The organism is Pedobacter sp. TM02 (genome assembly GCF_059705275.1).
Window position 1 is genome coordinate 1086969 of the sequence record NZ_AP046530.1, and the last position, 19075, is coordinate 1106043.

Here is a 19075-nt window from a genome sequence, read left to right on the forward strand (position 1 = left end):
TTAATATTTTTATCTTTTATTTACAAAAGTTATCTTGCTCCTAAATTATGACCGCGATTCTGCAAACACATGTAATGTATTATATTGCCGTTGTCGGCTTGTCGTTTGCGCTTTCTATCGCTGGCATCCCTTCCATTATATTTACCGCCATCAAGTATCGCCTGTTCGATCGTTCCGATAGTCACCGGAAATCGCATAAGCTCCATATTTCGAGGTTGGGCGGGGTGGCTATTTTTTGCAGTTTCGCTATCACTACCTTGCTTTTTGCGGCAATGGTTAATTACAAGCAGGCAAATTTTTTGCTCACATCGAGTATTGTGCTGTTTGCCTTGGGCCTAAAAGACGATTTGTATGGCGTAAGTGCCAAGGTTAAGTTCATGTTGCAGCTTGTGGTAGCGGTTATTTTGGTGGTACTGGGCGAATTTAGGCTGACAAGCCTGTACGGTGTATTTTTGGTGTGGGAGGTAAATGTATTCTGGGGCAGTTTATTCTCCATTGTGGTTATTATTTTTGTCAACAACGCCTTTAACCTCATCGATGGAGTCGACGGCCTGGCGGGAACGCTCGGCGTGCTGGCTACCTTGAGCTTTGGTGTCTTTTTCGCCGTAGCCAATGCCTTGCCTTACGCTTTCATCGCTTTTGCCATGATGGGGGCGATTTGTGGCTTTTTGGTATTCAATTATGCACCGGCAAAAATCTTTATGGGCGATACCGGGGCGCTGATTGTGGGCCTGGTATCTGTTGCCTTGGCCATTAAATTTATAGAACTCAACAAAATAGGGAGCTCTCCAAAGCTCTATTTTTATTCGGCGCCGGCCATTGCGGTTGCGGTATTGCTGGTTCCCATCTTCGATTCGTTGCGTATTTTCTTTATTAGGATGCTGCACAGACAATCTCCGTTTAAAGGCGATAGAAACCATGTTCACCACCGTTTGCAGCGTTTGGGCTTTAGTGCCAACCAAATTGTATGGACATTGGGCTCTTTTAGCGTAGCCATGGTCTTTTTTGCTGTAGCGATGCAGCGTTTCGGCAACTTTGTGCTCATCAGCATCCTCATTACCATATGTGTGGTGATGAATACGATTGTTACTTATGCCATCGGCAAAAGGGCCAATAGCAACTATAAACTGTCCGACGTGATTTTTAAAGACACCTTTATGTCGTCGAAACGTTAAAAAGGGGCAATTAAAACATATAAAGACAGTTCCTTTCAAAGAATATAGGTAGTTTTGCACGGTGAAACTGTATTGGCTAGGCTGTTTGCGAAAAGTGCAAATAGGGCCAACAAGGCTTCGCAACCCAAGCATAAATTGTATTCTCATGAAAATTGCTATTAATGGTTTTGGCAGGATTGGGCGCACTTTCTTGCGTACCGCGATCGAGCGCCAGCTGAAGGTTGAAGCCATCAACGATCTTGGAGCGCCTGCAACCTTGGCTCATCTCTTCAAATACGACTCTGTTCACGGCGTTTTTAAGGGAGAGGTAGCGCACGATGATGAAAGTTTGATCATCAATGGCCAAAAAATAAAGGTTTTTGCCGTAGCAAACCCCGGTCAATTGCCTTGGGCATCATTAGGAATTGATTTGGTTATCGAGTCGACGGGCAAGTTTACTAACCAGGCCAATGCTTCCCTGCATTTGCAGGCAGGTGCGAAGCAGGTACTTATTTCGGCTCCGGCCAGCGATCCAAGCATTCCGATGGTAGTAATCGGGGTTAACGATGAGCAAATCGACCTCGGTTCGCCCATTTTGTCAAATGCTTCCTGTACCACCAATAACGTGGCGCCCATGGTAAAGGTGCTCGATGATAACTGGGGCATTGAAGACGGCTACATTACCACGGTACACTCTATGACGGGCGACCAGAACCTGCACGATGCGCCCCACAACGATTTGCGCAGGGCAAGGGCGGCTTCTTCGTCTATTATCCCCACCAGTACAGGAGCAGCCAAAGCCATTACCCACATCTTCCCACACCTGGATGGGAAACTTGGCGGTGCAGGTATTCGCGTGCCGGTTTTAAATGGTTCGCTTACCGATTTTACCTGCATCCTTAAACGCAAAACCAGCATAGCCGAAATTAACGAAGCATTTAGGCGGGCTGCAGGTGGCAAATTGAAAAACATTGTACAGTATACAGAAGACCCGATTGTTTCGGTCGATATTATCGACAATAGCTATTCGTGCGTTTTCGATTCGAAGCTGACTTCCATCGTGGGCGATTTGGTAAAAGTGGTTGGCTGGTACGACAACGAATCGGGCTACTCGAACAGATTGGTCGATTTGGTTGTTAAGATTAGAGAAACGCAAAGCGTTAAAATGATTGAATGATTAAATGAAGGAATGATTGAATGAAAGCTATCATTTAAAATTTTCTCCTTCAAAATTAAGGATATGGTTAAGTTTATTCCCGCCGAGCTTACTTTGGGGCTCAGGAGCAAGATATTGAGAAACGGTTTGGCGCCAGCCGAGTGTGTTTTTCCCACAGATCATGTACAAGGTGCCTTTCACCTTGCTTATGGTGTGGGTGATGAAATCGCCACCGTTGCTTCTTTTTTTCCGAAAAGCTACAAAGACAGCAAGGAAGAAGGCTATCAGTTGCGCGGCATGGCTACCGATGAGGGCTTTGGGGGTAAGGGCTACGGTGCCGAGCTTGTTAAATTTGCAATTGCTTACATTAAAAACACAAATGCACAGTATATTTGGTGCAACGCTCGTACGTCGGCCGTTGGGTTTTACCAAAAGCTGGGTTTTCAGCTTATGGGAGAAGAGTTTGAAATAGCGGGCGTAGGACCGCATTACGAAATGATTTTAAATTTATACTAAAGCAATACTAAAGAGATGAAGACAATCGACCAATGTAATTTCAAGGATAAAAAAGCCCTGATCAGGGTAGATTTCAATGTGCCGTTAGATAAAGACTTTAACATTACCGACGACAAAAGGATGCGCGCGGCATTGCCGACCATCAACAAAATATTAAATGATGGGGGGTCGGTGGTCTTGATGTCGCATTTGGGCAGGCCGAAAGGCGGACCCGACCAAAAATATTCTTTGAAACACATTTTGGGCGATTTGTCGAGGATGCTCGACCTTACCGTTAAGTTTGCGAGCGACTGCATAGGCGAAGAAGCCGAAAACAAAGCCAAAAACTTGTTTCCTGGCGAGGTGTTGCTCCTGGAAAATCTTCGTTTCCATCCCGAAGAAGAAAAAGGCGATGTGGCCTTTGCCGAGAAATTAGCCAAATTGGGCGATGTGTATGTAAACGATGCCTTTGGCACCGCGCATCGTGCCCATGCTTCGACTACCATCGTAGCGCAGTTTTTTCCAAATCATAAATACTTCGGCTATCTGATGGCGCAAGAGCTTGAAAACGCCGAAAAAGTAAATCATGGCGCCGCCAAGCCATTCACGGCAATTATGGGCGGGGCAAAGGTTTCTGATAAGATCTTGCTGATCGAGAGCCTGTTGGAAAAGGTTGATAACCTGATAATTGGTGGTGGTATGGCCTATACTTTTGCTAAGGCGCAAGGCGGAGAGATCGGAACTTCGCTGCTGGAGGAAGACAGGATGCCATTGTGCCTGGAATTGCTGGATAAAGCAAAGGCAAAAGGCGTAAATTTGATTTTGCCGGTGGATACGGTAATTGCCGATAAATTTGATAATGAAGCTGCTCAAAGCCAAGTAGATACCGGGCAGATTCCGGCAGGCTGGATGGGTTTGGATATCGGTCCAAAAACAATTGAATTGTTTAGCAAAACCATCAAAGATTCGAAGACTTTATTGTGGAACGGTCCGATGGGTGTTTTCGAAATGGAAAACTTTGAACAAGGTACCAAAGCCATTGCCTTGGCAGTGGTAGAGGCCACTAAAAACGGAGCCTTTTCTTTAATTGGCGGCGGCGATTCGGCGGCAGCTATTGCCAAGTTCAATCTCGAAGATCAGGTAAGCTATGTTTCGACTGGAGGCGGTGCACTTTTAGAGTACATGGAAGGAAAAGAATTGCCGGGCGTGAAGGCAATTCAGGAATAATTTTATCGAGCTTAAGAAGCTTTTAGGCTTCAAAAGCGCCAATTTTTTAAGGTGGGAGTTCAGTTTTGGTCTGGGCTCCCACCTTTTTTATGCCCTAAAATCGGCTAAAAAACAATAAAAATGGGACAAAATGGGAATTTATAAGATGTTGAAAACTTTTTGTGGTAGGAAGTGGTAAATTGTGGTAGAAGTATTTATTTTTACACTACATAAAATGTGTAGGTGGTAAAATGATTCAACTGTTAGGAGAATTCGATTGTAAGTTAGACCAGAAGGGCCGCTTGATGGTGCCTTCTAGTCTGAAAAAACAATTGCCTAATGTGGAGCAGGAGGGCCTCGTTATTAACCGCGGTTTTGAGAAGCATTTGGTTATTTATCCTAAAAAAGTGTGGGAAGGAATCGTGGCTGAATTGAGCAAGTTGAATCCCTACGAGAAAAAAACAAGAGAGTTCATCCGCTTCTTTACCCGTGGCGCCAGCGAGTTGAGCTTGGATGCTTCGGGCAGGGTGCTTTTGCCGAAATCCTTATTGGAATTTGCGGGCATTGCTGGCGATGTAGTGCTGGCCTGTCAGTTCGATAAAATCGAAGTGTGGTCAAAAGATGCCTATGATCAGTTGTTAGACAATGAGCCTGAAAACTTCGCCAATCTGGCCGAAGAAGTAATGGGCGGAAGAGATAGGAGGGATGATGGAAACTAATTACCATGTACCGGTAATGTTGCAAGAGTGCATCGAAGGTTTGGCTATCAATCCGGCCGGCGTTTATGTGGATGTAACTTTTGGCGGTGGCGGCCACTCGCGAGAAATCTTAAAACATTTGAATAAAGATGGTGTGCTGATCGCTTTTGATCAGGACCCCGATGCCCAAAGGAATAAAATAGACGACAAGCGCTTTGTGTTTGTGGATCAGAACTTCGGTTTCCTGAAAAATAACCTGCGTTTGCTGGGCTACAAAGAGGTGGATGGAATTTTGGCCGACCTGGGTGTTTCTTCGCACCAGTTCAATGAGCCAAGCCGTGGGTTTTCTACGCGTTTTGATGCCGATTTGGATATGCGCATGGATAAGCAACGCGCTATAACAGCGGCCGAAGTGCTCAATACTTATGCGGAAGACAAGCTCCATAAGATTTTTGGAATCTATGGCGAAGTGAAAAACGCAAAATCACTGGCCCGCACTATCGCAACGGCCCGCATGGATAAGCCGATTGTAACCTTGGCCGATTTTAAATCGGTGATTACACAACATATTCCAAAAGGAAAAGAGCATAAATATATGGCTCAGGTTTTTCAGGCCCTGCGCATCGAGGTGAATGCCGAAATCGATATGCTGGAAAACTTTTTGGAGCAAAGCGCCTCGGTGCTCAAAAAGGGAGGCCGTTTGGTGGTGATGTCTTATCATTCGTTGGAAGACAGGCCGGTGAAGAATTTTTTGGCCAAGGGCAAATTTCAGGGCGAGGTGGAGAAGGATTTTTTTGGTAATGAGCAAAAGCCTTTTAAGGTCATTACGCGCAAGGCTGTGATGGCCGATGAAAAAGAGGTGGCGATAAACGGCAGGGCCAGAAGCGCAAAATTGAGGATTGGAGAAAAGCTATGAACAACCAATTCAAAAAAAAGGTAGAAGAACCTGAAGAAGAGCATTTGGAGCTGGAGGACGAACCGAAGCTTCGCGAAGAGCCTCCTAAGGAAAGCAGTACGCTGGTTTTTTTTAGAAAGCTGTTTACCGAGGGGGTGGTAAGTAAGGAGGCGGCTACGGATATGTTGCCTTTTTTGATTTTCCTCTGTGTGCTGGTCATGATTTACATCGCGAACAGCCACATGGCGGTTAAGAACATAAGAAACATAGATAAGTTAAGTAAAGAAGTAAAAGAGCTGAGTTGGGAATATAAGTCGCTAAAGGCCGATTTGATGTTTAAGAGCAAATTGACCGAAGTGGCCAAAAAAGTAGATACGCTTGGCATTAAAGAGCTGATCGAACCTCCTAAAAAAATTATAATCAACGATAATGAACATTAGAGCAAACATATTGTTGCGTGTGTACCTGGCCTTCGGGCTCATCGTACTTTTCGCCCTTGCTGTATTGTTGAGGCTGGGCGATATCCAATATGTGCAGGGGCATAAATGGCGCGCTAAGGCTGATAGTTTATCGATCAGGGAATTTACCATTGAGGCGGCCCGTGGCAATATCTATTCTAACGATGGCAGTTTGTTGGCTACTTCAGTGCCTGAATACGAACTGCGCATGGATATGGTAGCTGGCAGCATCCAGGACAATGAATTTTTCAACTCGAAGGTAGACTCGCTGGCCATGAAGCTGTCTCAGTTTTTTGGCGATAAAAGTGCCAAGGACTATTCTCGCTTGCTGCGCAAGGCAAGGCAGGATAGCGTGCATAGCTTGTTGCTTAAAAGAAAGGTTTCTTATCAGGATTTGAAGGAAATCAAGACTTTTCCTTTGATCAAAACCAAAAATGGCTTGAGTTGCCTAACCGTTACGCAACGCAATAAAAGGATTTTGCCTTTTAAGGATTTGGCCGCCAGAACCATCGGCTATAAAAATGAAAACGTAAAAAATGGCGTGGGCTTAGAAGGCGCCTATGGCAATTATATCAATGGCGAAAGTGGCAAGCAGTTGATGCAGCGCATTAGTGGTGGCGTGTATGAACCGGTAAACAACGATGCGGAAGTGGCGCCAAAAGAAGGGGCCGATATTATTTCGACCATCGATATCAATATACAGGATTTGGCGCAAAACGCGCTTAAAAAACAATTGATCAAGAGCGACGCGCACCACGGGGCGGTCATTGTAATGGAAGTGGCCACTGGAGAAATCAGGGCGGTAGCCAATTACACCAAGGTGGGCGAGGGCGAATATAAGGAACAGTTTAATTATGCCATTGCCGGTAACCAGGATCCGGGCTCTACTTTCAAGCTGGCGTCGTATATGGCCTTGCTCGAAGATAAATATGTAGATACCAATACAATGGTGGGTACAGGTAGTTACCAGGTGCCGGGCAACAAAAAAATAGTAGTCGATTCACATGGCAGCATCGGTACGGTAACCGTTAAGAAAGCTTTTGAGCAATCGTCCAATGCGGCGGTGGCCGAGCTGGTAAACAGAGCTTATAAAGAAGATCAGGCCAAATTTACCGATCATTTGTACAACTGGCATTTGAATGAGCTGATGAAGCTTCAAATTCCTGGCGAAGCAAGGCCTGTGGTGAAAAACCCAAAAAATAAAAGCTGGAACAAAAACCTCACCTTGCCACAAATGGCTTATGGCTACGAAATGCAGCTTACGCCTTTAAAAATGCTTTCGTTCTACAATGCGGTAGCTAACAACGGAAAATACATTGCCCCCATTTTTGTAAAGGAAATCAGGAGGTTGGGCAATCCGATTGAGCAGTTTAAGGCCAGGGTAATCAACGAAAAAATCTGTTCGGATGTAACCTTGAGCAAAATCAAGTCTATGCTCGAAGGCGTGGTAACCGAGGGTAGCGGCAAGCAGGTGGTTTATAATCCTTTGTATAAGATTGCCGGCAAAACCGGAACGGCACAAGTGGCCGATGGCAATTTGGGCTATAAAGCCAAAAAGCAATACCAGGCATCGTTTGTGGGCTATTTTCCGGCCGAGCGTCCAAAATATTCGATGATCGTCGTTATTAACGATCCGAAAGGCGCTTATTATGGAGCCTTGGTTTCGGGTCCGGTATTTAGAGAGGTGGCCGATCGCATTTATGCAGGCGATGTGCAAATGTTCGGCAGCGTAAAAGATCGCATGGTGGGCAATACCACGCCTCCTGAAGCAAAAGCTGGCCAAAGCAAGGCAACCAAGAAAGTGTACAACGCTTTTGGCATTAAAACGCTTTATGCCGCCAAGTCAGACTATTTCAATACGGTAGATACCAGCAATGGCATTGCCTATCAGGAAGCCGAGCCGGTAAAAGGCGTAATGCCTAATGTAAAAGGCATGGGGCTTAAAGATGCGATGTACCTTTTGGGCAACGCCGGATTAAAAACAAGGGTGAGGGGCAGTGGCAAGGTAACGACGCAATCGATAGAGCCGGGCAGCAAGATTGGCAAGGGATTAATGGTAGAAATACAATTACAATAATAAAATGAATGGATGATAGAATGATTGAATGACTGAATTAAAAATGCTAGCCATTCATTTGTTCAGAATCACTCCTTCAAAATTGAAAATGACAGAATGAATTAGAGAATGACAGAATAAGATAAAATACCCATTCACTCATTCAAAATTCAATCATTGAAAATTAAAATAGAAAGATGCAGTTGCAAGATTTATTATATGGTGTAGCAATAAAAAGCTTGGTAGGTAAGCCCAATCAGGAAGTAAAGGCCCTGGCCTTTGATTCGAGGGAGGTAAAAGCCGGTACCTTGTTTTTTGCGGTGAAGGGAACGGTGGTTGATGGACATCAATACATTGCGCAAACTGTTGCGGCGGGTGCTGTTGTGGTGGTTTGCGAAACCATGCCTGCCGAAGTAGATAACGAAGTAACCTACGTAGAAGTGGAAAGTTCTTCGGCCGCCTTAGGTACGGTAGCCAGCAATTTTTATGGCAATCCGTCGGCACAGCTGAAACTGGTCGGTGTTACCGGTACCAATGGCAAAACAACTATTGCTACTTTGCTTTACCAGTTGTTTCGTGGCTTGGGCTATGGCGTTGGCTTGGTTTCTACCGTTCAGAACCACATCAACGATACCGTTGTGCCGGCTACGCATACCACGCCTAATCCAATTGCACTTAACCAACTGTTGGCCAATATGGTTGAGGCCGGTTGCGAATACTGCTTCATGGAAGTGAGCTCGCACGCCGTGGTACAGCACCGTATTGTGGGGTTGACGTTTACCGGTGGCATTTTTTCTAACATTACGCACGACCATCTCGACTTTCACCATACGTTTGATAACTACCTCAAAGCGAAAAAGGAATTTTTCGATGGCTTGCCAAAAAATGCTTTTGCCTTGACCAATGCCGACGATAAAAACGGAATGGTGATGCTCCAAAACACCAAGGCCCATAAAAAGACCTATGCCTTAAAGCAAATGGCCGATTTTAAAGCCAAAATCATTGAAAACAAATTTAGTGGCCTCCACTTGAATGTAGACGACATGGATGTTTACTTCAAAATGGTAGGCTCATTCAATGCCTATAACCTGTTGGCCGCCTATGCTACGGCAATTTTGCTGGAACAAGATCGGCTCAAAGTGCTGACCGTGCTGAGCAGCTTGCACGGAGCCGAAGGCCGTTTCGATTATATCGTATCTAAACAAGGCATTATCGGTATTGTAGACTATGCACATACACCAGATGCGGTGCAGAATGTATTGAGCACCATTGCCAATATCAGAAAAGGAACCGAGCAGGTAATTACCGTAATTGGATGTGGCGGCGATAGAGACCGAACCAAACGCCCGGTAATGGCCCAAACGGCTTGCGATTGGAGCGACAAGGTAATTCTCACGTCAGACAATCCACGTACTGAAGATCCTCAAGCCATTATTGCCGAAATGGAGAAAGGCGTTTCGCCAACCAACCAACGCAAAACATTGAGCATTACCGATAGGAAAGAAGCCATTAAAACGGCCTGCCATTTGGCCAAGCCTGGCGATATTATATTGGTAGCGGGCAAGGGGCATGAAAAGTACCAGGAAGTGAAAGGAGTGAGACATCATTTTGACGATAAAGAAGTATTGAACGAACAATTTAACCTCATTAACTAATGTTATATTTATTATTCGAATATCTGCATAAGCATTATGACTTTCCGGGATTGAGGTTGTTCCAATACCTGACTTTCAGGTCGTCTTTGTCTATTATCCTTTCGCTGATCATCACTACCGTTTATGGCCGCAGGATCATTGATTTTCTGCACCGCAAACAAGTGGGCGAAACGGTAAGGAATTTAGGCTTGGAAGGCCAGATGCAAAAACAAGGTACGCCAACCATGGGCGGTATCATGATTTTGCTGGGTATTTTTATTCCAACTTTCCTGTTTGCCAACATCACCAACGTATACGTGATTTTGATGCTGGTTACCACGGTTTGGATGGGCGCTATCGGTTTCCTCGACGATTATATCAAAGTTTTTAAAAAGAACAAAGAGGGCTTGGCCGGCAAGTTCAAGGTGGTGGGCCAGGTGGGTTTGGCCATTATTGTTGGACTGACCATGTACTTTAACCCCAATATCGTGGTTAGGCAAACCGTTGACGAGGCGAGTAAAACAACCAGTACAGCACCAATGGTGTTGAGGCAAAAAGGCGAGAGCTTTTACTATACTCAAGATGTAAAATCGACCAAAACCAATGTGCCTTTCTATAAAAACAACGAATTTGATTATGCCAAGGTATTGAAGTTCTTGGGTAAGGATTATGAAAAATACGCCTTGATTGTGTTCCTGTTTTTCGTCATCACCATTGTAACGGCCGTATCGAATGGGGCCAACCTAACCGACGGCATAGACGGATTGGCTACCGGAACATCGGCTATCATTGGGATTACCTTGGGTATTCTGGCCTATGTGTCGGGTAATACGGTCATTGCCGAGTACCTCAACATCATGTACATCCCGAATTCGGGCGAGCTTATCATTTTTGCTGGCGCCTTTGTAGGAGCTTGTGTGGGCTTTTTGTGGTACAATTCCTATCCTGCGCAGATTTTTATGGGCGATACAGGCAGTTTGACCATTGGTGGCATCATCGCGGTGTTTGCCATCATGATCCGCAAGGAACTGCTCATCCCGATTCTATGCGGGGTGTTTTTGGTCGAGGTGCTGTCGGTAACGCTACAGGTAAGCTATTTTAAATACACCAAAAAACGCTTTGGCGAAGGCAGAAGGATTTTCCTGATGTCGCCATTGCACCATCACTATCAGAAAAAAGGCTATCACGAGGCTAAAATCGTGACCCGTTTCTGGATCGTGGGCATTATACTGGCGGTAATCACTTTTGTAACCTTAAAACTACGCTAATGGAAAGAAAGAGACTGGTTGTTTTAGGCGCAGGCGAAAGCGGAGTGGGTGCGGCAAAGCTGGCACAGAAACAGGGTTTTGATGTTTTTGTATCGGATTTTGGAGCCATTGCCGATCGCTACAAAACTGCCTTGAATAAACTGAACGTTGCTTTCGAAGAAAACCAGCATACCAGTGAACTGATTTTAAATGCAACCGAAGTAGTTAAAAGTCCGGGTATTCCTGCCACAGCGCCTATGGTAAAGGCATTGAAGCAAAAAGGTATTCCGGTGATTTCGGAAATCGAGTTTGCCAAAAGGTATACCCAGGCCAAAACGGTTTGCATTACAGGCTCTAATGGTAAATCGACTACCACCATGCTAACTTACCACATCCTCAAAAACGCAGGATTGAACGTAGGCTTGGGAGGCAACATCGGACAAAGTTTTGCAGCGCAGGTGGCTACCGAAGACTTTGATTGGTATGTATTGGAGATTTCGAGTTTTATGCTCGATGATATGTTCGGGTTCAAGGCCGATGTAGCAGTGTTGCTCAACATCACCCCCGACCATTTGGACCGCTATGATTATAAAATGGACAATTATGCCGCTTCAAAAATGCGGATTGTACAAAATCAGACCGAAAAGGATGTATTCATTTACTGCGAAGACGATGAAGAAACCCAAAAAATATTAAAACGAACCAAAATCAATGCAAGGACCTACCGCTTCTCTATCAGAAAGAAAATAGCAAACGGGGCCTACCTTGAAAACAACACCATACATATCAACACACACTTAAACGAAGAATTAACCATGTCAATTTCAGATTTAGCCCTACAAGGAAAGCACAACATTTACAACTCTATGGCATCGGGCATTGTAGCCAAGGTTCTAGAGCTGCGTAATGAAACCATTCGCGAAAGCATGGGCAATTTCAAAAACATCGAACACCGTTTGGAGTTCGTGGCCAAAATATCTGATGTGACCTACATCAATGATTCGAAGGCAACCAATGTCAATTCTACCTGGTATGCTTTGGAGAGCGTAGGCACTGAAGTGGTGCTCATTATGGGAGGTGTTGACAAGGGCAATGATTATACCATGCTCAAAGATTTGGTGCGCAGCAAGGTAAAAGCTATTGTGTGTATGGGTAAGGACAACAAGCGTATCCATGAGGCTTTTGAGGATGATGTGGATGTGATCGTGAATACTTTCTCGGCCGACGAGGCCGTTCAGGTGGCTTACCATTTGGCTAAAAAAGGCGATACCGTGTTGTTGTCGCCAGCCTGTGCAAGCTTCGATTTGTTTAAAAACTATGAAGACAGGGGCAACCAGTTCAAGGCGGCCGTAAAAGAATTATAATATGTTTGACGTTAAGGCACTTCTGGCAAAAACAAGGGGCGACAGGTGGATCTGGCTGATCATCATCATGTTGTCTATGGTTTCTATTATGGTGGTTTATAGCGCTACTGGTGCAATTGCCTACCGAAAAGGGATAAGCGTAGAAAAATACCTGCTTTTTAAGCACGTTATTTTTGTGCTTTTGGGTATTGCCATGATCTACATTGCGCACCTGCTCGACTATAAATACTATGCGGGCATTTCTAAAGTGCTCATGATCATTACTTTGCCTTTATTGCTTTATACGCTGGTTTTTGGCGGACAGATCAATGGTGCCGCCCGTTGGGTACAGGTACCTTTAATTGGTTTGACCTTCCAGACTTCGGATTTGGCCAAACTGGCGCTGATTACTTTTTTGGCCAGGATGCTGACCAAAAAACAAGAAAACATCAAGGACGTTAAGAATGCCTTTATTCCGATTATGGGATCGGTTTGCGTGGTCTTTATTTTAATTGCCTTAGCCAACCTTTCAACAGCATTGATGTTGTTTGGAGTGAGTATTTTATTGCTGATTATTGGAAGGATCAGCATCAAGCAGATTTTAACCGTTTGTGCGGGTGGTGTAGTGTTGTTGTTGTTTGTGGTATTCTTGGGCCCGAGAAGGGAAACCTATAAGTCGCGTATCAATGCGTTTATGCACCCAGAACAGCAGCATTCAGACAAAACCTACCAGGCCGATCAATCTAAAATAGCTTTGGCCACTGGTGGCCTGTTTGGTAAAGGGCCAGGCAACAGTACGCAACGTAATTTTCTGCCACATCCATATTCCGATTTTATTTTCGCCATTATTATTGAGGAATATGGAACTGTGGGCGGATTGGCTATTGTAGTGCTTTACCTGGTTTTGCTTTACCGATGCGTGCGTATCGTAACGCGAAGTCCGAAGGCCTTTGGGGCCTTGTTGGCGGCCGGGTTAAGTTTTAGTCTCACCATTCAGGCCTTTGCCAATATGGCCGTGGCTGTTGGTTTGGGCCCGGTAACGGGGGTTCCTTTGCCTTTGGTAAGTATGGGCGGTACCTCGATGATATTTACAAGTATTGCCTTTGGCATTATTTTGAGTGTAAGCAAAGACGTAGAAGAACACAGTACACAAAAAGAGAAAAAAGTGATTATCGGCGAAATACCGGCGATGGCCTGATAGAATGATAGAATGATTGAATTAGAGCATGTGAATGGTAAAATGGAATAATAGCAAGATTGAATTGTCAATTAATAAATTATAAATGTGGGGATATGGAAAATAACGAAAAATTGGATTTTGTTAATGTGATGAAGGCTCGGACAAAAACATTTGTTTTAGACGCTATAAAATTTTATCAGGTAATGCCCAAAACAGAGGAATCAAGAATTATAGGACGCCAATTTATGAGGTCTTCTTCATCGGTTGGAGCAAACTATAGAGCGGCATGCAGAAGTAGATCTAAAGCAGAATTTCATTCTAAATTAAGTGTAACTATAGAAGAGGCAGATGAAACTGCCTTTTGGTTAGAAATTTTAATAGCTGCTGATATTGCTAATAATGCAAATGCAAATAGGCTGCTAAAAGAGGCAAATGAAATATTAGCCATATTGGCAAAAGCGAGAAAAACAGTGAGTAATAAATAAAAATAGAGAGTAGTGGGTTGAGCTTGCATGAACATTTAATCATTCAAAACTCACGCATTCGATAATTAAACATAGCATGAATAATTTCCCAAAAATTATCATATCTGGAGGTGGCACAGGCGGGCATATATTCCCCGCCATTGCCATTGCCAATGCGCTTAAAAGCATTTCGCCCAATTGCGAAATCCTTTTTGTTGGGGCAGAGGGAAGAATGGAGATGGAGAAAGTGCCTGCAGCCGGATATAAAATTGTGGGTTTAAATATCAGTGGGATTAAGCGTGGATCGATTTTAAAAAACTTTGCCTTGCCGTTTAAAGTGCTTTCGAGCGTGCGCAAGGCCATGAAACTGATTGCAGCTTTCAAACCCGATGCCGTAGTGGGTGTGGGGGGCTATGCGTCTGGTCCGTTGTTGTATGCAGCCAAACTCAAAAACATACCTTACCTCATTCAAGAGCAGAACTCTTATGCAGGCATCACCAATAAGCTATTAGGCAAGGGTGCGGCCAAAATCTGCGTGGCTTTTGATGGGATGGAGCAATTCTTTCCAGCCGATAAAATCCTGAAAACAGGAAACCCGGTAAGGAAAAATATTGTTGATATAACGGGCAAGCACCATGCCGGGGCAGAATTGTTGAAGCTCGACCCTTTAAAGAAAACCATTTTGGTAACCGGAGGCAGCTTGGGTGCCGGAACACTGAACAAAAGTATCGAAAAACACTTGCCAGAAATTATTGCGCAAGATGTGCAGGTAATTTGGCAAACCGGCAAGTTTTACTACAACGGAATTATAGAACGCTTAACGGCTGCCTATCATCCCAATGTATGCATTCTGGAGTTTTTGAATAAAATGGATTTGGCTTATGCGGCCGCTGATGTGATTATCTCGAGAGCCGGAGCGGGAACCATCGCAGAGCTTTGCCTCATTGAGAAGCCGGTTATTTTGGTGCCATCACCAAACGTAGCCGAAGATCACCAAACTAAAAATGCATTGGCTTTGGTCAAAAACGATGCAGCCATTATGGTAAACGATCGCTCGGCTGAGGATATATTGGTGGCCGAAGCCTTGAAACTATTAAAAGACGGCGCACGTTGCGAAACGCTGAGCGAAAATATTGGAAAAATGGCCTTGCCAGAAGCAGACACGATTATAGCAGAAGAGGTATTGAAACTGGCAGGTAAGGAGTAGAAAAAGTTAAAAGTAGAAAGTTGAAGGTGAAATAACCAAACACCCAACCAACCAACCAACCAACAAATAAAATGGAATTGGCAAACATCAACAGAGTGTATTTTATAGGTATCGGCGGGATCGGTATGAGTGCGCTTGCCCGTTATTTTGCCAAACGTGGCGTGGTAGTTTGTGGCTACGATAAAACCCGTACCAGTCTTACCATTGCTTTAGAACACGAAGGTATCCTGATTTCTTATTTGGATGAAGAATCGGCGGTGCCGGTTTGTTTTCACGACAAGCATGACGATACTTTAATAGTCTACACGCCAGCCATCCCTAAAGATTCGAATATCCTGCAATATTTTAAAGCCAAAGGATTTGATTTAAAGAAACGCTCGGAAGTATTGGGCATCATTAGCCAAGGCATGTTTTGCATTGCCGTGGCGGGTACCCATGGCAAAACCACCACCTCGTCAATGGTGGCGCATATCCTTACCGATACCGGTTTTGGCTGTACCGCTTTCTTGGGAGGCATTACCACCAATTACAACAGCAATGTGTTGTTTGGCAAAAACAATGTGGTGGTGGTTGAGGCCGACGAATACGATCGTTCTTTCCTCACCCTGCATCCCGATGTAGCGGTAATTACCTCAATGGATGCCGACCATTTGGATATTTACGGCGACGAAAGCCACCTGCAGGAATCTTTCCGCCTGTTTGCGAACCAACTAAAAGAAGATGGAAAGCTGTTTGTAAAAGACGGGCTGCCTTTAGCAGGCATTACCTATGGCGCAACGGCAGCGGCGGCAATCAAGGCCACCAACATCCGTGTAGAAAATGGCAGTTTCGTTTTCGATTTCGAAGACGGCTATACCACTATAAAAGACATCAGCTTGGCTATGCCGGGCAAACATAATGTCGAAAATGCAACCGTGGCTATTGGCGTGGCACTGAGTTTGGGCATCCATCCCAAATCAGTAAAAAAAGCGGTTGGAACATTTAAAGGCGTAAAACGCAGGTTCGAAACCATTGTCAATACAGCTTCGCATGTGTATATAGATGACTATGCGCACCATCCGGAAGAGTTGAGGGCCTGTTTTGATGCGGTAAGACAGCTGCATCCCAACAAGAAACTGACGGTGATGTTCCAGCCCCACCTGTTTAGCCGCACGCGCGATTTTGCAGCTGATTTTGCAAAAGTTTTGAGCACAGCCGATGAAGTGATGCTGCTGGAAATCTATCCGGCACGCGAATTGCCTATTGCGGGAGTGAATTCGCAATTATTACTGGATAAAATTACGGCACCACAGAAAGAAATATGTGGAAAAGATTTGGCGGTGCAAGCGATAAAGAATAAAAAACCTGAACTACTTTTGACGGTTGGTGCAGGCGATATAGATACCTTGGTAGAACCACTAAAAAATGTCTTGGACCATGCTTAGGAGCGTGAATTGGAAAATGATATTGAAGTGCTTTGCCTGGCTGGTTTGCCTGGCAGGGGTGGTGGTGCTCATGAGTTTCATCTCGGTCAAAAAACGCGAGGTAAAATGCATGAAGGTAGAAATATTGATCCCGGGTGCCGATAACTTTATCGAAAGAGAAGAAATCGATGCCTTATTGAAACAGGGACAAGGACAGTTGGTTGGTCGCAACCTCGAACAAATCAACATCCATGAAATAGAAGAAACCCTAAAAGCCAACCCTTACATTGCCTTTGCCAAGGTTTTTGTGGATATGGATGGGGTTTTGCAGGTAGCCATCAAACAACGCCAGCCTGTGCTAAGAGTGCTTAATGCGGGCGGACAGGATTATTACATTGACAGTAACGGTTTGAAAATGCCAATGTCGCCAAACTTTACGGCCAATGTTTTGGTGGCATCGGGCAATATTTTGGAAGGCTTTAGCGGCAAGGTCGATACCCTGCTAACCCCAATGGGTGCCGATTTGTACAAGGCCGCCCTGTTCATGAAAAAAGATACCCTGTGGGATGCGCAGATCGAGCAGCTCTTTGTAAATGATAAACACGATATAGAATTGGTGCCTCGTGTGGGTAACCAAAGGATTATTTTGGGCAATGCCGATTCGCTCGAAACCAAGATGAACAACCTCTTGGCATTTTACAAGCAGGCCATGCCTACCGTAGGCTGGAATGCCTATAAAACGATCAACCTCAAGTATACCAATCAAATCGTATGCGAAAAGTACGATTCGTTGGCGGTAAAAAAAGCAAAACCAGTGCAGGTCGATAGTACAGCCTTGGCTGGCAAAGCGATTGACTCGGCTATAAAGCGCAGTATACAAGACGAAATTAAAAAGGCTGCCGCCGCTTCGTCTGCGCCAACGGCAAAGCCGGCAGTACCAAAACCAGCTGCAACGGCCACAAACAAGCCTGCAGCGATTAAGCCAGCCGAAAAGACACCGGTTAAAACAGCTGCAACAACAGCGGCTAAAGAAAAACCAAAGCCGGCAGCAACAAAAGAAAAGACGGATACCAAGAAGAATAAATAAGTAAACTCAACAAAATTATATAGTTATGGGCAAAGACAAATCTACCATTCAATCTCCAATCGTAGTAGGATTAGATATTGGTACAACGAAAATTTGTGCTATTGTGGGACGCAGAACACAGCACGATAAAATTGAGGTTTTGGGCATTGGCAAAGCCGAATCGGCGGGCGTTACCCGTGGTGTGGTTTCCAACATCCAAAAAACGGTACAGGGCATTGCTGCAGCCACAGAACTGGCCAGCAGCCAATCGAATGTCGAAATCAGGGTGGTTAACGTGGGTATTGCGGGGCAGCACATCAAGAGTTTGCAGCACCGTGGTATTTTAACCCGCAGGGAACTCAACAGCGAAATCAGCAAAAAAGATATCGATAAGCTCATTGACGATATGTTCAAGCTGGTTATGCCTCCCGGAGAAGAGATTATCCATGTATTGCCACAAGAGTTTACCATCGATAACGAACCAGGTATCAAAGACCCGATTGGTATGGCCGGTGTACGCCTAGAAGCCAATTTCCATATCATTTCGGGACAGGTAACTGCGGTTAAAAATATTATGCGCTGCGTAACCAATGCAGGTTTGCAAACCCAAGAGCTTATTTTAGAGCCTTTGGCTTCCTCGGAGTCGGTGTTGAGCGACGAAGAAAAAGAAGCCGGCGTTTGCTTGGTTGATATTGGCGGCGGCACAACCGATATCGCCATCTTCCACGAAGGTATTATCCGCCACACGGCTGTGATTCCATTTGGTGGCAACAGCGTAACCGAAGACATCAGGGAAGGCTGTTCGGTGATGCGCAACCAGGCTGAATTGTTAAAAACCCGTTTCGGCTCTGCGTTGGCCGAAGAAAACAAAGAAAACGAAATCATCTGCGTGCCTGGCCTGCGTGGTAGGGAGCCTAAAGAAATTTCGGTAAAAAACTTGGCGTATGTTATCCAGGCCCGTATGGAAGAAATCGTTGAGCACGTTTACTACGAAATCAAATCTTCTGGCTACGAGAAAAAACTGATTGGTGGCGTAGTGATTACCGGTGGCGGTGCTTTGTTGAAGCATTTGAACCAGCTGGTAGAATATGTAACCGGCTTAGACTGCCGTGTAGGTTACCCTAACGAGCACTTGTCTAAATATGAAGAAATGCCCAAAACCATTTACGACGATTTGAAGAGCCCAATGTACGCCACCAGTGTGGGGTTATTGATCAAAGGCATTCAAAAAGCCGAAGAATTATTGGAAGAAATGAAACAGCCGGGCGTTTTTGTTGAGCAACCGGTTGCCAAGGAAAAAGCCAAACGCAGTGGCGGCTTGTTTGATAAATTGTTGAGAAAAACAACGGAATTTATCAAAGACGACATGAATGTGAGCGACGAAGACTACATCAAGCCGTAATATTTTTCCAC

Annotated in this window: 17 protein-coding genes; all 17 read left to right on the forward strand. The window is 44.8% G+C overall.

The genetic code is table 11. From position 1 onward, the window contains the following. The first annotated feature begins 47 nt into the window (after nt 1-47). The 17 genes from AC6H1S_RS04665 (at nt 48) to ftsA (ending at nt 19064) form a co-directional block, all read left to right on the forward strand. Complete coding sequence (locus tag AC6H1S_RS04665) at nt 48-1175, forward strand: MraY family glycosyltransferase (RefSeq protein ID WP_497565323.1); 1128 nt, start codon at nt 48-50, stop codon at nt 1173-1175. A gap of 145 nt (nt 1176-1320) precedes the next feature. Continuing rightward, on the forward strand, nt 1321-2331 hold the full coding sequence (gene gap, locus AC6H1S_RS04670; protein ID WP_199138416.1) for a type I glyceraldehyde-3-phosphate dehydrogenase: 1011 nt from the start codon (nt 1321-1323) through the stop codon (nt 2329-2331). Between the two features lie 63 nt (nt 2332-2394). Next, nucleotides 2395-2826: a GNAT family N-acetyltransferase gene (locus AC6H1S_RS04675; RefSeq protein WP_497565324.1), complete on the forward strand. Its 432-nt coding sequence runs from the start codon at nt 2395-2397 to the stop codon at nt 2824-2826. A gap of 15 nt (nt 2827-2841) precedes the next feature. Next, the gene (locus tag AC6H1S_RS04680) at nt 2842-4032 is read left to right on the forward strand and encodes a phosphoglycerate kinase (RefSeq protein ID WP_497565325.1); all 1191 of its coding nucleotides are present in this window, start codon (nt 2842-2844) and stop codon (nt 4030-4032) included. Between the two features lie 230 nt (nt 4033-4262). Continuing rightward, nucleotides 4263-4730 carry a division/cell wall cluster transcriptional repressor MraZ gene (gene mraZ / locus AC6H1S_RS04685; RefSeq protein ID WP_199138405.1) on the forward strand — a complete coding sequence of 156 codons (468 nt, stop codon included), beginning with the start codon at nt 4263-4265 and terminating at the stop codon, nt 4728-4730. Continuing rightward, on the forward strand, nt 4720-5625 hold the full coding sequence (gene rsmH / locus AC6H1S_RS04690) for a 16S rRNA (cytosine(1402)-N(4))-methyltransferase RsmH (protein ID WP_497566019.1): 906 nt from the start codon (nt 4720-4722) through the stop codon (nt 5623-5625). Before mraZ ends, rsmH begins: the two co-directional genes overlap by 11 nt. Further along, the gene (locus AC6H1S_RS04695) at nt 5622-6044 is read left to right on the forward strand and encodes an FtsL-like putative cell division protein (protein ID WP_497565326.1); all 423 of its coding nucleotides are present in this window, start codon (nt 5622-5624) and stop codon (nt 6042-6044) included. Before rsmH ends, AC6H1S_RS04695 begins: the two co-directional genes overlap by 4 nt. Next, nucleotides 6034-8139 (forward strand): penicillin-binding protein, encoded by a 2106-nt coding sequence (locus tag AC6H1S_RS04700; RefSeq protein WP_497565327.1) that lies wholly within the window; start codon nt 6034-6036, stop codon nt 8137-8139. The genes AC6H1S_RS04695 and AC6H1S_RS04700 overlap by 11 nt, the downstream gene beginning before the upstream one ends. Nucleotides 8140-8315: 176 nt before the next feature. Continuing rightward, nucleotides 8316-9773 (forward strand): UDP-N-acetylmuramoyl-L-alanyl-D-glutamate--2,6-diaminopimelate ligase, encoded by a 1458-nt coding sequence (locus tag AC6H1S_RS04705; protein WP_497565328.1) that lies wholly within the window; start codon nt 8316-8318, stop codon nt 9771-9773. Further along, nucleotides 9773-11020, forward strand: coding sequence for a phospho-N-acetylmuramoyl-pentapeptide-transferase (gene mraY / locus AC6H1S_RS04710; protein WP_199138400.1), 1248 nt, complete (start codon nt 9773-9775; stop codon nt 11018-11020). Before AC6H1S_RS04705 ends, mraY begins: the two co-directional genes overlap by 1 nt. Then, nucleotides 11020-12363, forward strand: coding sequence for a UDP-N-acetylmuramoyl-L-alanine--D-glutamate ligase (gene murD, locus AC6H1S_RS04715; RefSeq protein ID WP_199138398.1), 1344 nt, complete (start codon nt 11020-11022; stop codon nt 12361-12363). Before mraY ends, murD begins: the two co-directional genes overlap by 1 nt. A 1-nt stretch (nt 12364) precedes the next feature. Next, nucleotides 12365-13540 (forward strand): FtsW/RodA/SpoVE family cell cycle protein, encoded by a 1176-nt coding sequence (locus AC6H1S_RS04720; RefSeq protein ID WP_497565330.1) that lies wholly within the window; start codon nt 12365-12367, stop codon nt 13538-13540. A gap of 95 nt (nt 13541-13635) precedes the next feature. Beyond that, nucleotides 13636-14007, forward strand: a complete 372-nt coding sequence (locus AC6H1S_RS04725; RefSeq protein WP_199138395.1) for a four helix bundle protein — start codon at nt 13636-13638, stop codon at nt 14005-14007. Nucleotides 14008-14083: 76 nt separating this feature from the next. Further along, entirely contained in the window at nt 14084-15193 is a 1110-nt protein-coding gene (gene murG, locus AC6H1S_RS04730) for an undecaprenyldiphospho-muramoylpentapeptide beta-N-acetylglucosaminyltransferase (RefSeq protein ID WP_497565331.1), read from the forward strand. Nucleotides 15194-15264: 71 nt separating this feature from the next. After that, nucleotides 15265-16617: a UDP-N-acetylmuramate--L-alanine ligase gene (gene murC, locus AC6H1S_RS04735; RefSeq protein ID WP_497565332.1), complete on the forward strand. Its 1353-nt coding sequence runs from the start codon at nt 15265-15267 to the stop codon at nt 16615-16617. Beyond that, on the forward strand, nt 16610-17683 hold the full coding sequence (locus AC6H1S_RS04740) for a cell division protein FtsQ/DivIB (RefSeq protein ID WP_497565333.1): 1074 nt from the start codon (nt 16610-16612) through the stop codon (nt 17681-17683). The genes murC and AC6H1S_RS04740 overlap by 8 nt, the downstream gene beginning before the upstream one ends. Nucleotides 17684-17708: 25 nt before the next feature. Further along, nucleotides 17709-19064 carry a cell division protein FtsA gene (gene ftsA / locus AC6H1S_RS04745; protein ID WP_199138387.1) on the forward strand — a complete coding sequence of 452 codons (1356 nt, stop codon included), beginning with the start codon at nt 17709-17711 and terminating at the stop codon, nt 19062-19064. Nucleotides 19065-19075 lie beyond the last annotated feature (11 nt).

What these genes read in the sequence shown, in the direction of transcription:
- murC (WP_497565332.1), top strand. Translation starts at nt 15,265, where the DNA reads ATGGAATTGGCAAACATCAACAGAGTGTATTTTATAGGTATCGGCGGG.
- murD (WP_199138398.1), top strand. Translation starts at nt 11,020, where the DNA reads ATGGAAAGAAAGAGACTGGTTGTTTTAGGCGCAGGCGAAAGCGGAGTG.
- mraZ (WP_199138405.1), top strand. Translation starts at nt 4,263, where the DNA reads ATGATTCAACTGTTAGGAGAATTCGATTGTAAGTTAGACCAGAAGGGC.
- gap (WP_199138416.1), top strand. Translation starts at nt 1,321, where the DNA reads ATGAAAATTGCTATTAATGGTTTTGGCAGGATTGGGCGCACTTTCTTG.
- AC6H1S_RS04675 (WP_497565324.1), top strand. Translation starts at nt 2,395, where the DNA reads ATGGTTAAGTTTATTCCCGCCGAGCTTACTTTGGGGCTCAGGAGCAAG.
- murG (WP_497565331.1), top strand. Translation starts at nt 14,084, where the DNA reads ATGAATAATTTCCCAAAAATTATCATATCTGGAGGTGGCACAGGCGGG.
- AC6H1S_RS04695 (WP_497565326.1), top strand. Translation starts at nt 5,622, where the DNA reads ATGAACAACCAATTCAAAAAAAAGGTAGAAGAACCTGAAGAAGAGCAT.
- rsmH (WP_497566019.1), top strand. Translation starts at nt 4,720, where the DNA reads ATGGAAACTAATTACCATGTACCGGTAATGTTGCAAGAGTGCATCGAA.
- AC6H1S_RS04665 (WP_497565323.1), top strand. Translation starts at nt 48, where the DNA reads ATGACCGCGATTCTGCAAACACATGTAATGTATTATATTGCCGTTGTC.
- mraY (WP_199138400.1), top strand. Translation starts at nt 9,773, where the DNA reads ATGTTATATTTATTATTCGAATATCTGCATAAGCATTATGACTTTCCG.
- AC6H1S_RS04740 (WP_497565333.1), top strand. Translation starts at nt 16,610, where the DNA reads ATGCTTAGGAGCGTGAATTGGAAAATGATATTGAAGTGCTTTGCCTGG.
- AC6H1S_RS04705 (WP_497565328.1), top strand. Translation starts at nt 8,316, where the DNA reads ATGCAGTTGCAAGATTTATTATATGGTGTAGCAATAAAAAGCTTGGTA.
- ftsA (WP_199138387.1), top strand. Translation starts at nt 17,709, where the DNA reads ATGGGCAAAGACAAATCTACCATTCAATCTCCAATCGTAGTAGGATTA.
- AC6H1S_RS04720 (WP_497565330.1), top strand. Translation starts at nt 12,365, where the DNA reads ATGTTTGACGTTAAGGCACTTCTGGCAAAAACAAGGGGCGACAGGTGG.
- AC6H1S_RS04680 (WP_497565325.1), top strand. Translation starts at nt 2,842, where the DNA reads ATGAAGACAATCGACCAATGTAATTTCAAGGATAAAAAAGCCCTGATC.
- AC6H1S_RS04700 (WP_497565327.1), top strand. Translation starts at nt 6,034, where the DNA reads ATGAACATTAGAGCAAACATATTGTTGCGTGTGTACCTGGCCTTCGGG.
- AC6H1S_RS04725 (WP_199138395.1), top strand. Translation starts at nt 13,636, where the DNA reads ATGGAAAATAACGAAAAATTGGATTTTGTTAATGTGATGAAGGCTCGG.